This is a genomic window from Mesorhizobium tianshanense, assembly GCF_007830515.1.
Taxonomy (GTDB): Bacteria; Pseudomonadota; Alphaproteobacteria; order Rhizobiales; family Rhizobiaceae; genus Mesorhizobium; species Mesorhizobium tianshanense.
Window position 1 is genome coordinate 62,350 of record NZ_VLKT01000026.1, and the last position, 12,719, is coordinate 75,068.

Here is a 12,719-nt window from a genome sequence, read left to right on the forward strand (position 1 = left end):
AGAGAAACACATAGCGTAGCGGCGGGCGCTGCTCAGGATGTTCATGGTGATCATGCGGCGAATGAGAACCTTGCGTCTGTGCCGGCGAAGGCCTCGAGAAGACGTTTGGTGTAGGGATGAGACGGGTTATGAAGAATGCGGTTGGTCAGCCCTGCCTCGCAGATCACCCCGTCTTTGAGAACGACGATTTCGTCAGCGATCGAAGCTACAGCCGCCAAGTCGTGAGATACGAATACGAAAGAACATCCCGTTTGACTCCGGATGCCCTTGATGACATCGAGTACGGCGGCTTGGACCGAAACGTCGAGCGCGGACGTGATTTCATCACACAGCATGATTTCGGGTTCGGCCGCGCACGCGCGCGCGATTGCCACACGCTGGGCTTGTCCTCCCGACAGCTCGGCCGGAAAACGGTCCAGATACTCTGCAGTGAGTTTGACTTGTGCCAGAAGTTCAGCTGCACGTGCCCGCCGTCTCGTGCCGGACATTTTGAAGTAGAGACGCAATGGGGCATCAATGGCGTCGAACACCGTCTGCTTTGGGTTCAATGCTGCCAGAGGGTTTTGCCATATGAGCTGGATGCTGCGACGAAGGCTCGTCGATCTCGTCTTTAGCTTAGCAAGATCCTCACCTCCCATGAAAACCATTTCGCCGGCAGACGGCGTCGATACGCCGGCAATGGACTTCAAAAGAGTGGACTTGCCGGACCCGGACTCTCCGATGACGCCAACGATCCTTCCCTTTTCGACAGAGAAACTTACGTCCTGCAGAGCCGCCGCCGCCGATCCTCGTCGGTCAGAAGGCCAGAGGCCCAACAAAGGCGAGCGAGGTTTATAGCGTACGGTAACGTCCCTGATATCCAAGACGTTGAGACAAGCGTGGCCGTCACTGTGAGGCAGGTCTTCTTCCCTCCGTGCGCGAAACCCAAGCTGCGCGCTAAGCAACATCTGGGTGTAAGAATGTTGCGGTGTGTTCAAGATCGCTTGGCAACGCCCCTGCTCGACAAGCCTGCCTTTCCGCATAACAGCGACTTGAGTGCATAGTCGTGCGACAACGCGCATATCATGTGTTACGCAAATTATTGTAAGGCCGCGTTCGACGATAAGCTTTCGGAGGAGGCTCAACAGCTCGTTGACCGTTGTCGCGTCGAGCGCGGAGGTCGGTTCATCGAGTATGAGAAGCTCCGTGTTTGCAGCAAGCGCCATCGCAATCGCGCATCTTTGCTGCTGACCGCCCGACAATTCATGCGGGTAACGGGCGGCTAGCTCTTCAGCGTTTGGAAGCCTTACGGCCTCGAGAAGCTCAACCACACGCGACCGGTTTTTCTTCGCCGACCTTTCCCCCTGAAGATGCGAGATTTCCTCGATGGCGGCTCCGATACGCTTGGTGGGTGTGAGGCAAAGGCCGGCATTTTGGGGCACATAGCTCACCAGGTGCCGTCGAAGGCTCACAATATCGGCCTTCGGAGCCGAGACGACATCGCGTCCATCGATTAGAACACTGCCAGACACCGGGCGGAGGCCCGTCTTGAAATGCCCTAACAATGCGAGTGCGAGCGTGCTCTTTCCACTCCCGGATTCACCAACGATGCCGACGACGTCACCTCTCTGAACCGTTAGGCCGACATCTTCCAAAATGAGGCCGACACTCTTTGTGGTCGCAACACTCAGCCCAGCGACGTCGATTAGAGATCCTGCGCGGTTGTTGCGAAAAGGGGTCATGGATTGAGTCCTTCCGGTGCCCGTTGGAGTCCGACGGCCTTGCTTGCCGCATCTGCAAGAAAGATCGCCCCCAAAATCAGCGTTGACAGCGCGACGCACGGCCAAAACACCGCCCAGGGGGCGATAGCCATGACGTTTCGAGCGTCAGAGATCATTAGGCCCCAATCGGGAGTCGGTGGCGCCACGCCGAAGCCGAGAAACGAAAGCGAACTAAAGCCAAGCAGCATGCTTGCCCAGCGCAAAGCTCCATCGACCAAAACGACGTCTAGCACATTGGGGAGCACCTCCCGGAGAAGGACGGTAATAGCCTTCTCTCCCCTGACGCGAGCGGCAGTAACGAAGTCCGCTGACGCCACGCTCAAGGCCGCCGCCCTGGATACGCGCACGATGCTGGTGCTGTAGAAGATTGCCAGCGCAGGGACGAGCGCGAACGCGCTTCCCGGGAAGGCATTCGCCAGAACCAGTAGGAACAGAAGATAGGGTAGCGCACCGATGGACTCGACGAGCCGCATCGTCAAACTGTCGAACCAGCCACCACGCATTGCGGCGGTGATCCCAATGGCAGCGCCGCCGATGAGGGCGAGCAGCGCGCTCAAGGCGGTGACGGCGATAGCCACTCTTCCGCCTTCAAGTGTGCGAGACAATACGTCTCTGCCAAGCAGGTCGGTTCCAAAGGGATGGGTCCAGCTTGGGGCCGCCATGATCTGGTTGGGATCCTGGGCGAGTGGATCATGCAGAACAATGGCCGGAGCGATCAACGCGACCACAACATGCGCGGCGACGACCCCAAACCCTACTACTCCCGAAGGTGTGGAGAGGATGATCCTCAGGAGTTTTTGAAACGACCTTTTGGGTGAAGAGTTGACGTTGAGGCCCTTTTGATCCGCCGAGCCGACAGCGCCGTCCGTGATGCTGGCTGGTTCAAGCATGGTTGTTTGCTCCCGCTCGCGGGTCCAGCAAAGTCGAAATCGTGTCCGCTAGGAGGCTGAGGCCTGTGTAAGTTAGCGTGAAGACCACAACCACGCCCTGAACCAGCGGCATGTCCCGATCATGGATAGCTTGCAGCGTCAGGGTGCCCAGGCCGGGATAGTTAAACACGCGCTCGATCACGACGACGCCCCCCAAAAGCGACGCTAGGCTGAGAGCAATGACGTTCAGCGCTGGCGGAAGCGCGCTTGGCAAGGCGTGGCCAAAAAGGATTCGCCAATATGAAAAGCCGCGGAGCCAACAAGCCTCGATGAAATCGCTTTCCAAGATCCCGATGACACGTGAACGCACGACTTGCATGGTATGGGCGACCATAACAAGCGAGAGTGTGACGACTGGAAGTACGATGTTGGGCAGCATGTCGAGAACAGGCGCGCCTGTTGGAACGATCGTAACTGCCGGGAACCATTGTAGCGAGATGGCGAAAAGAAAGATCATGCATGTCGCGATAATGAACTCCGGCAATGTCATTGCGATGAGAAAAACCGCCGACAAGGTCATGTCGAGGCGCGAGCCAGGCCTTGTGGCTGCAATGATGCCAAGAATGATTGAAAGCGGCACCGATGCGATTGCGGAGACCAATGCCAACAGGAAGGTATTCCGCAGCTCGGGAGCAATTACCTCCGATACTGGACGATCGCGCGTCAGGGAAGTGCCGAGGTCTCCGCGCATGAGGGCTTCAGCCCATTCGCCGAAACGAACGAGAATGGGCTGATCGATTCCTAGATTCGCCCGGCAAATTTGCAGCAGTTCCGGATCGCGGGCGTCCTGATCGAGAAAAGCCGTGCAAGCATCGCCGGGCAAAGTCTCAAGTGCAAAGAAACATACACACAAGACCAAGAACAGAGAAAGCACGCGTGAAAAAAGCGCATGCAACATGGTCATTGAACTGATGCCTATTTCTTGGTGATCTTGTGCCAGGGCAGCATGTTGTCTGGAACATGGCTAACGTTATCGACGGACGAGGAGTAAACCCGCGTCTCGTTCCGGAAAAACGGGATAAACTGGCCACCTTCCTCAGCGAGCACCGCTTGCGCCTTGCCGTAGATCGACTTGCGTTCCTCAAAGCTTGCGCTGCTGCGTGCCTGATCGAGCAGGGCTTCGAAGTCTGGCCGGTTCCAAGCCGTCTCGTTCCATTTCGCACCAGCGCGAAACACCTCGTTCAAGACCTGGTCTGCGGCTCTTTGACCCCAGTTTCCGACGACGAACGGCCGGTTCGGCTTCATCCATACATTGGTCCAGTAGCCGTCGGCGGGAACGACCTTGACATTGACCTTCACCCCAGCCTTGGCGGCTTGCGCTTGGTAAGCCTCCGCTAGAGGGATCATGATAGGTTCGACGGAGGCTGTATAGAGGTCGAGCGATAAACCGTTAGGATATCCGGCTTCACTGAGCAACCTTTTCGCGCCTTCCACGTCAGTAGGGCAGGTAATGCTCGAATTAAAGTAGGGATCGCCGGGCCAGACCGGCTCATCGCAAGCGAGGCTACCATTTGCGTCTCCGATGACAAGCTTTCTTAGGCTTTCGCGATCGGCGAGCATCTTCAGGGCCTTACGGACCCTGATGTCGTTGAATGGGGCGACATCCGTGCGCATAACGATAGGGTTGAATTTGCCGGCGGGAACTTGCTGGACGACAAACTGCTTGTTGGTCTTGAACAGCCCCACTTCGTTTGGCGCTACACTTGCTAGATCGATCTGACCCGCAAGCAGCGCCTGATTGCGGGCGTCCTGATCGGCAATAGCAATGATATCTACCTCTTCAACGCCGGGCTTCCCCTCCCAGTGTTCGGGATTGGCGGCCAAGACCGTGGTATTGCGCGCGTCGAGCTTCGACAGCTTGAACGGGCCGGTGCCAATGCCGCTGTCTAAGACCGCATCCAGATCGCCATGTGCCGCCTTCGAGGAGACCATTCGAACGCGATAGTCCGTAAGGAGCATCAGAAAATCGGCGTGCGCTTGCTTGAGCTGCACGCGAAGCGTTGTTGCGTCGACGGCGTCAACGCTGTCGATAATGCCGAGGAAGGAACGAACAGGGCTGGCGAGCTTTGGATTCAATATGCGTTTTAGCGAGAACGCGGCGTCTTCCGCAGAGAACGGCTCACCATTGTGAAAGCGGACCCCTTCTCGAAGCTTCAACGTCCACTCAGTGAAATCAGCCGAGCTATTCCACGATAGGGCCAGGGAAGGCTCTGGCAATCCGTTCTTGCCAGGATTGACCAGCCGATCGTAGATCATCGCAATCGCTGGAAGGAAGCGATTCGGAGAAACCGGGTCGAGCGATTCCCGCCCGCCAAGGCCAAGGTTATGAGATATCCGGAGCGTCTCGCTCAAAGCGGGCGACGAGAAGAGGGCGAAGGCGCCAAGAGCAAGCACCATCACTCCCGCACTGCGAGATCGATACATTGAAACAGTTCCTTTTTTTTACGGCACGAGTAAGTAAGGGACCATAGACAGCTGCCTGGAGGCACCGGCAGCAAGAGTACGAGGGCTTTAAACATCCGGATGATTACGATATTATGACACGACAGACAGTTGGAGGCACCCTTGGACAAATTCCCGAGGTGAGCTATGCCCCTTAAGTATCGTAACACCGATGAGCGACGCCTACTCGGCCGAAAGCCTGGGCCGGCTGTGTGGAAGCAAATTGAAGACGTTCTCTCGAACGAACTTATCGCCGGCGTTTACCCACCCGGATCAAAACTGCCGACAGAACCTGAGCTAATGGCGCGCTTCTCGGTTGGCCGGCACACGCTTCGCCAAACCATGGCCGGACTTGAAGCCAGAGGTTTAGTGCGTATAGAACAGGGCCGGGGTACGTTTGTGCATGATGAGATCGTGCATTATCGAATTTCTTCGCGCACGCGTTTCTCGCAGAACCTGATGGATCAAAACCGGGATCCCGCTTATCAGGTTGTAGGAAGTCAGGAGCTCTTGCCGCTCGATCCTGTGAGAACAGCACTCAACCTCTCAGATGGGGCTTTGGTGACCCACATAGAGGTGAACTCGTTCGCTGGGAAGGTAATTATTGCCACGGGTGACGTGTATTTCCCCGCGAAGCGATTTCCTGATATTACACGCGTCTACACCGAACTGAGCAGCACTACTAAAACGTATCAGTACTACGGAATTGAGGACTATCGAAGGAGGACGACCCGCATCAGTTCTCGTCCGCCGACCGAAGATGAGGCTCGAAAGCTCTTCCAGCCGATGTCTCGTCCGATTTTAATTACTCGCAAGATTGATGTCGATCCAGATGGCGTGCCAATAAGCTATTCCGAGACTCGCTGGTGCGCAGATCGCGTCGAACTGACCGTGGAGTATTGAGGAGCGCATGAGGGTGCGGTCGAACGCGCGAGAGGATCGCCGCCCGTAGCGACGGTTGATCACACTCTTATGCGCGGGTTCAGCTCTATGCCTGCCGCAGGACCCTGGTTCGTCGCGGAGCTGCCTTTGTCTAAAAACGGGCGTCGATACGTGAACGTTCTACCCAACACCGAGGCACAAGGATTCTCCTGCCGTTGGAAGCACGCCACCACCAAAAGCCGTCTCGACCACCTCGTTCAGGCGTGGGAGGGTTGAACGTAGCAGCCGCTTGCCCAGACAAAGCCCAGCATCTCCCGGGCGATGGCGGTTGCTACGACCGTCGACTTTTTTCCGCGAGCCATCATGGCGCGATAGCGCTGGTGAAGGCGCACCTGTCCCTTCCACGGGATTTCTCTTACCTCTGCGGGCAAACGCTTTTGCTGTTCCATCATGTTCTTGCTGATCCGGGCTGGCATTCGATAGTTCCAGGCACCTTCGACGAGCACACGTCGAACGGCGTCATTGCCTGCCTTGGTAATTCCGCCACGGCGCGTTCGACTGCCACTGAGTCTTCCCAGGGACGAGGCCAACGTAAGCCATGAGCTGGCTTGGCCGCTCGAAACGGGAGAACGGCATCATGCCGTGTCCGCACAAGGTCGCGCATCGCTTCGTGCGCCTCGTCGGGGACCCAAACGGGGGTCAGCTCGCCTGCACGCAATAATCGTGCGATCATCAAGGCATCGCGACGATCATTCTTTACTCGCTCGCTTCGGCGAACTGGGATCAGGCCAGGAGCTACCACATCGCAGCGGTGCCCGAGGTTCGATATATGGCGATAGACGCCGTAACCGCAGCAGCCGGCCTCATAGGCAAAATGGAGCTGGGCATTGTCCTTGCTGAAATTCGCTGCCAGCTTTGTGACGGCCTCCGGCGTGTTGGCAATCTGCCCGAAGAATCACGCCTCCTCCCGGCCGGCGTAAGCTACCGCGGCGGAAATTGTGTCCTTGTGGACATCCAGTCCGATATAGTAGGTAGTTGTCATCATTTCCCTCCTATTGTCGTGCCAGTGAATATCGTACTGCGGTCGCATTCTGGCGGCGGCAGGTGACGCGCACCTGGGCGGAGGGAGCATGGGGTCTAAAAGTCATAGGGCCGCCGTAGGCGCGGTTTCTAACTCCTGGCTTGGGTGCACAGGATTATCGTCGGCGGGGGGCGCACCGCGGACCAATCTGCTTGGAGTATCATGACCGCCGATCGAGCCGACATGAAATCACCAAATGACGAGCTATCGGCCGCACTTGCCGAATTAATACGGCCGCTCGACCAACCTCAGCTTGAGAAGCTCACTCACGAGTCGATCGGTGAACACCGGCGTCTTCTGGAAATAGCAGAAACCGCGTATTCGGCGTGGATGGCGGCAAAACAGTCCGGGGGCGACAACGCTGCCGACTTCCATCAAGCCTACGTTCGCGCCATGCTGAACAATCGCGCTCAGATGGCCGTTGTTGCCGCGCTAGTCGATGGCCTTGGTCACGTTCCCAATGTGCCAGGTGCGGGTGTGTCCGAACCGTTCCCGGACGTCAGATGAGATCGCGTTCTACCGCGAGACGGACGGCGTGGGCGACATTGTTGGCGCCGAGTTTGTCGCGTGCCTGCTCGAGATAGAAACGTACCGAGCGCTCGGAGATCGTCAGCAATTTCGCGGTCTCGTTCATCGTCTTGCCGATCGATGCCCAGGCCAGGCAGGTCGCTTCCCGGGGCGACAGGTCGGTCTGCCCTGTTCTTGGGAGTTTCGCGGACAACCTGATCAGGCTGATGTGGACAAACGCCACCGCTGTCGCGGCAAGAGCGACGTCTCGGACCACAACGGGTCCAGGTTCGTCCCGATTTGTCGCAAGCGTGAGCATGACGGTGCGGCCAAAACCGGCTTTCACCGGGATTGAGATGCCGGACCGGATTCCGAATTCCGCGGCCTCGTCGAAGAACTTCCGCTCTGCTCGGCCGAGCGACTGCATTTGTTTCATGGACCAGGTGAAGGGCCGCATCAGACGCTTCGCCTGCGCGATGACCGGATCCAATGTCACATAGTTATTCGACACGTAGCGTTCCTGCCATTTCAGGGGGTAGTTCGACAGCCCTCGCGCATCCGATACCCGGACGCTGAAATAGGCAAAGTGCTCGAAGCCGGAATCCGTGGCGAATTCCTGCAGCGCGGTCTTGATCGAGGGCTCATCCCGCGCGAGCTCCATTGCGTCGATCAATCCATCCAGATGATCGTCCAGGACGCGTTCTAGTTTTGCTGGCAACATCAACCTCCTCGTTTTGTTGCGTGCCTATGCGTGTACCTCGCTCGGGCTAGCAGTGGGTGATGGTCGTGAACCTCTCCGGCGCGAAGTGTGCCGCACCGATCGCCGAAAAGCGCTCACCATGTCATAGTGGGATCGATGAACGCTCCCTTGTTGTTATTTCGTCAATTGATTGTGGCAGTGTTTCTGTACCGAGCGAGCACTCGATCTCGGCTGTCGCCCTGCTTGACAGGATTCCAGGGCCCTGGTCGGAATGCGCGGCGCTCAACTTGCGCGTCCCCCCGGGTTGGTAGTCTCGAGCAGACGAGATTCACGCAAAACGCCAGCTTTCTTCAGAATAGGATAGGCGATCGCCGCTATATGAGCGTTAATGCGCTTTAGGTCGCGCAGGATGTCGAGATGAAGCGAACTGGTCTGGAGAGTTTCGATGTGCCCGTCGCGAAGCCGGTTGAGATGATTCTCGGCCGACCGCTCCTCAAGATGCCGGATATCGACCTTCGCCTCGACCAGCCGGCGGGCGAGCTTTGCGTCGCCTGACACGAGAATGCTCTGGGCAAGGCGCAAATTCTCGATGGTGACGGCGTAAAATTCTTCGATTTCGGAAGCGCCCTCCGCCGAGAAGGTCAGCTGGTTCCTGATCTTTTTCTCGATGAGCTCTCGCAAGTTCTTGTCGACGATATCCCCGATATGCTCGAGATTGATGGAGTAGGAAACGATCTCCGCGGAGCGCTGCGTGTCTTTATCATCGAGGACGGTGCGGTCGAGACTTGCAAGATAGAGTTTTACTGAATCGTTCAGCCGATCGACTTCATCGTCCATCATGGCAATGTCCGCGCAAAGTTTTGTGTTGTTGCGGCGCAGAGCCTCAAGGTTGTTTTGCAGCATCGCTTTTACCTTGTCGCCGATCCGCAGCGTCTCGCGCGCCGCGCAGGCGAGCGCCACAGTTGGGTCATCGAGGCTCCCCTTGTCTAAATGCTCTGGACCGCTGCCGGGAATGCCAGCTTCGGGAAGGGCCCGTCGCATCGCACCGGCGAACGGACCAAGCAGCAGCAGCAGTACCGCAGCCAGCAGGAGGTTGAAGGCGATGTGGGCGTCGACAACGAATTGACTTGGACCCGCGGCAACGCTGGACAAGCCCAAAGCCGCCTGATCGACAAAAGGCACGACGATCATACAGCCGATTGCTCGAGCCAGAAAGTTGCCGACGGTGACGCGGCGCGCCAGCGGCCCGTCGACCAGCGTCGCGAGTATCGGAGGAACGGCGCCGCCGAGATTGGCGCCGAGCACAAGTGCAAGGCTGAGGCCCGGACTGAGCGTTCCGCTGGCCGCCAGCGACGTGATGAGAAGGACAACGGCCATGCTGGAGGATGAGGCAATCGCTAGCGCGGCCGCGACAACAACAGCCAGCACCGGCACGGCTTCAAGTGAAGCCATCAGGGCGCGCAGAACCGCCGACTGCCGCAATGGCTCGGTAGACTGTCCCAATAGGTGGAGCGACAGGAGCATCAGGCCGAGGCCTAGCACCGCGCGGGCGATCCCCTTTGGCTGCTTTGCCTCGCTGCAAGTGAACGTGACGACCCCGGCTGCAATCAGTAGCGGTGCCAGCCAGTGGATGTCGAAGGCGAGGATGCGGGTGACGAGGCTGGTCCCTACATTGGCGCCGAGCATGACGGCCTGCGCCATCGCCGAACTCATGAAGCCGCTGCCGGCAAACGAAGCCGTCATCAGAGCGGTAGCCGTGCTGCTCTGCAGGGCCATCGTCGCGGCAAAGCCGGCGCCGAAGGCCATCAGCCGATTGCGTGTGCCAGCCGCGATCCACCGACGTAACCTCGCGCCGAAGGCGCGGGTCACACCAGTTTTGACCATACGTAGGCCCCAAAGCAATAGAGCGACCGCGCCGATAAAGTCCAACATTCTTACCTATCCGATCGCCTTTGCGTTTCACCCCGCCTCCTATTTACAGGGCTGCTCTCAAAGCGCTTTAAGTACCTGAGGCGAGAGTTCCAAAGTCGCTTCCGAGGACTGCCGGGATAGGTTCGCCTCGATAGGATTCGTCAATTGTGATCCCGGCCCTGCACACGAGCGAGCACTGCCTCGATGTGTAGCAGCGCCCGATCGACATCATCGGATTTGCCCGACATATAGACGCGGCCTGCCGCCCCGATCATCTGGACATCAACGAGGGTCAGTCCAGGACTGACTTTTTCTGCCTCGTTCGCGGCAAGTGTCGCGAAGAGCGCGGGAACCATTTCGAAGACAAGCAACGTTTCGCCGGGCAGCGCCATTGAAGCCTGTCGATTTCGATTGATAATGATCGCGTGCTGGTCCGCTATTCTTTCAATTTTGTCCGTGTACAGGATACGTGGCCGCAGCTGTTGCTCCGCCGAAAGTCCTAGTCCGCTGAGAATCGCCTGTCCCGCCCGTTCCAACCTCGCACCATCATCTCCATGGATCTCCAGCACACCGAACTGGCGTTCGACGAAGAGAATCCCAGGCTCGAGCTCCGGGTCCTGCTTGAGCGCGAGATCGATCACGCGCTCAATCATGAGGCCTGGCGCGACCTCGAGGATCAGGGAATGCTGCCCGGCAAGAGCTGGATAGCCACGGGCACGTGTTGGAGTACCCAGATAAGCTGCAAACTGTGGCTGCAGGTTTTCCAGCATGAGGTAGACGCGGAGGTCGCCACCTCGCACGGGAGCAAGCGGCTTCGAAACTTCATTTCGAGGTCGGGTAGTCTCAGCGGTCGTGCGCGGCGTTTTCAAGGTCTACCCCGGTCTACTTCGTAGGTGTGGCGAAGAATTTCGTGACGTCCGCATGAGGGCGTGGAATCACATGAACGGAAACCACCGTCCCGACTTGACCCGCAACCTCAGCCCCAGCTTCGGTCGCGGCCTTCACGGCGCCTACGTCGCCATTGATGATAACAGCGACAAGCCCGTCGCCTACTTCCTCGCGACCCACGATAGAAACGTTGGCTGCCTTCACCATCGCGTCGGCGGCCGCGAGCGCAGCGACGTATCCCTTCGTTTCGATCATTCCTATTGCATTCGACATGATGTTCTCCAGTTTAGTTGCTTGGTTTAAATTGCGGCGAAGACTCCGCCCCGTTGGCCTGGCGGCCGATCGAGTTGCGCTAGATTCTCGATCATGTTTCCTCATCTATGGACCCAATGATGAGCGCATCGATCGGCGGGTTCGCCCCTTTGAACCACGCAGCTGCGACCGAACCGGTCGCAATGATAACGCGCTCCCCCGTTCCGCAACCAAGCGGGTCGAAGGCCAGCAGGCGAGCCCCGGCCTCGACCTCAACCTCCAATATTGAGCCGACGGGTATTTCATCGACACGCTTTGTAGACCAGACACTTCCAACGACAGTGGCCTTCAACATGTCTGCCTCCGGATCAGCGATATGCCGCGTTCGCGAGCTCGGTCACGAGCGATCGGCGTAACGACGGCGTCGGGGCCAAGCACCAGCTCTTTCCCTTCGGCGCCATTGATGATCTTCTCACCGACAATTCCCGAGAGTGGTGCTATCTTATTTGCGGGGGCCGACCCCGAACGGACAGCCGGGCTGTCGCTGCGATCCGGATCCAGTTGAAAAGCGATGGTGCCGTCGCGCAATTGTACTGCCGTGGCAGGGTCGTCCATCAACGTGACAATCCGGTCGACGAAACGCCGCAGGTCGGAGTCGGTCGCGATCGATACCACTTCCGGACGCGTGGAAGGTTGGCTTGCGAGTGCCTCGCGGACAGCTTCGCTGACAAGTTGCCGAAGGACATTGGGATCGAGCGCGCCCATCACGCGATCTCCAGGGCCGACTGCGCGGCCGATGCTGCTGCCTGCACACTTGCTTCCGTGCCAGACAGATATACCCGACCAGTGGCGCCGATCATGCGGAAATCAATTACCTTGATGTCTGCTGCTTTCTCGGCCTCGTTCGTGGCCAGAATTGCGTACGCTGCCGGTTCCATTTCCAGGACGAACAGCGTCTCGCCAGCAAGAGCCATGGAACCGCCCTTGTTTCGATTGATCAGGAATGCGTGCAGCGGATCGAGGCGTGTTACGATGCGCGACGCCAGAACCTTCGGTTTCAGGGCTTGATCACTCGACACCTGAATGTCTCTTAGCACCGCCGCGCCGGCGGCCCGCACTGCAGCTGTCGACCGCGAATGGATCTCCAAATAGCCGAACTGGCGTTCCACGACGAGAATGCCGGCCTGCACCTCGGCCTCCTTCAGCGCCACGTCCGTCAACGCCTCAATGTCGAGGCCGGGAGCTACCTCGATGATTTGAGCAGCCATATTGGTTCGCGGCAGGGAACCGCGAATCCATGAACCCATGAAGCACATGGTCTGCGGCTGCAACTGATCGATGAATATGAAGGAGCGCAGTTTTGCCAT

13 protein-coding genes and 1 pseudogene are annotated in these 12,719 nt (G+C 58.2%); 2 read left to right on the top strand and 12 right to left on the bottom strand.

Annotated features, from left to right (window positions below; genetic code table 11):
* Positions 1–50 precede the first annotated feature (50 nt).
* Genes IQ26_RS20755 through IQ26_RS20770 form a run of 4 tightly spaced genes read right to left on the bottom strand, consistent with a single transcriptional unit; the run spans position 51 to position 5,113 of the window.
* Positions 51–1,721, bottom strand: coding sequence for an ABC transporter ATP-binding protein (locus tag IQ26_RS20755; RefSeq protein ID WP_145720212.1), 1,671 nt, complete (start codon positions 1,719–1,721; stop codon positions 51–53).
* On the bottom strand, positions 1,718–2,650 hold the full coding sequence (locus IQ26_RS20760; protein WP_145720213.1) for an ABC transporter permease: 933 nt from the start codon (positions 2,648–2,650) through the stop codon (positions 1,718–1,720). The genes IQ26_RS20755 and IQ26_RS20760 overlap by 4 nt, the downstream gene beginning before the upstream one ends.
* Positions 2,643–3,593 (bottom strand): ABC transporter permease, encoded by a 951-nt coding sequence (locus tag IQ26_RS20765; protein ID WP_145720214.1) that lies wholly within the window; start codon positions 3,591–3,593, stop codon positions 2,643–2,645. Before IQ26_RS20765 ends, IQ26_RS20760 begins: the two co-directional genes overlap by 8 nt.
* 11 nt (positions 3,594–3,604) lie before the next feature.
* Positions 3,605–5,113, bottom strand: a complete 1,509-nt coding sequence (locus IQ26_RS20770; RefSeq protein ID WP_145720215.1) for an ABC transporter substrate-binding protein — start codon at positions 5,111–5,113, stop codon at positions 3,605–3,607.
* Positions 5,114–5,278: 165 nt separating this feature from the next.
* Here IQ26_RS20770 and phnF point away from each other — a divergent pair, with 165 nt between their 5' ends.
* Entirely contained in the window at positions 5,279–6,034 is a 756-nt protein-coding gene (gene phnF / locus IQ26_RS20775) for a phosphonate metabolism transcriptional regulator PhnF (protein ID WP_145720216.1), read from the top strand.
* 236 nt (positions 6,035–6,270) lie between these two features.
* Here the strand turns inward: phnF and IQ26_RS20780 are convergent.
* Positions 6,271–7,058, bottom strand: a pseudogene (locus IQ26_RS20780) (IS110 family transposase).
* Positions 7,059–7,256: 198 nt separating this feature from the next.
* Between IQ26_RS20780 and IQ26_RS20785 the strand changes: the two are divergent.
* The gene (locus tag IQ26_RS20785) at positions 7,257–7,601 is read left to right on the top strand and encodes a transcriptional repressor TraM (protein ID WP_145720217.1); all 345 of its coding nucleotides are present in this window, start codon (positions 7,257–7,259) and stop codon (positions 7,599–7,601) included.
* On the opposite strand, the gene IQ26_RS20790 is transcribed toward IQ26_RS20785, so the two are convergent.
* The 7 genes from IQ26_RS20790 to IQ26_RS20820 all read right to left on the bottom strand — a co-directional run bounded on the left by IQ26_RS20790 (position 7,594) and on the right by IQ26_RS20820 (position 12,719).
* A complete protein-coding gene (locus IQ26_RS20790) occupies positions 7,594–8,319 on the bottom strand; it encodes an autoinducer binding domain-containing protein (RefSeq protein WP_162458030.1) in 726 nt (241 codons plus the stop codon). The genes IQ26_RS20785 and IQ26_RS20790 overlap by 8 nt on opposite strands.
* Positions 8,320–8,583: 264 nt before the next feature.
* Entirely contained in the window at positions 8,584–10,233 is a 1,650-nt protein-coding gene (locus tag IQ26_RS20795; RefSeq protein ID WP_145720219.1) for a Na/Pi cotransporter family protein, read from the bottom strand.
* Between the two features lie 140 nt (positions 10,234–10,373).
* On the bottom strand, positions 10,374–10,982 hold the full coding sequence (locus tag IQ26_RS20800) for a microcompartment protein (RefSeq protein WP_145720220.1): 609 nt from the start codon (positions 10,980–10,982) through the stop codon (positions 10,374–10,376).
* Positions 10,983–11,094: 112 nt separating this feature from the next.
* Positions 11,095–11,373 (bottom strand): BMC domain-containing protein, encoded by a 279-nt coding sequence (locus tag IQ26_RS20805; protein WP_208760191.1) that lies wholly within the window; start codon positions 11,371–11,373, stop codon positions 11,095–11,097.
* Positions 11,374–11,464: 91 nt separating this feature from the next.
* Positions 11,465–11,707: a EutN/CcmL family microcompartment protein gene (locus tag IQ26_RS20810; protein ID WP_145720221.1), complete on the bottom strand. Its 243-nt coding sequence runs from the start codon at positions 11,705–11,707 to the stop codon at positions 11,465–11,467.
* Positions 11,701–12,117 (bottom strand): hypothetical protein, encoded by a 417-nt coding sequence (locus tag IQ26_RS20815; protein WP_145720222.1) that lies wholly within the window; start codon positions 12,115–12,117, stop codon positions 11,701–11,703. Before IQ26_RS20815 ends, IQ26_RS20810 begins: the two co-directional genes overlap by 7 nt.
* Entirely contained in the window at positions 12,117–12,719 is a 603-nt protein-coding gene (locus IQ26_RS20820; protein ID WP_145720223.1) for a BMC domain-containing protein, read from the bottom strand. Before IQ26_RS20820 ends, IQ26_RS20815 begins: the two co-directional genes overlap by 1 nt.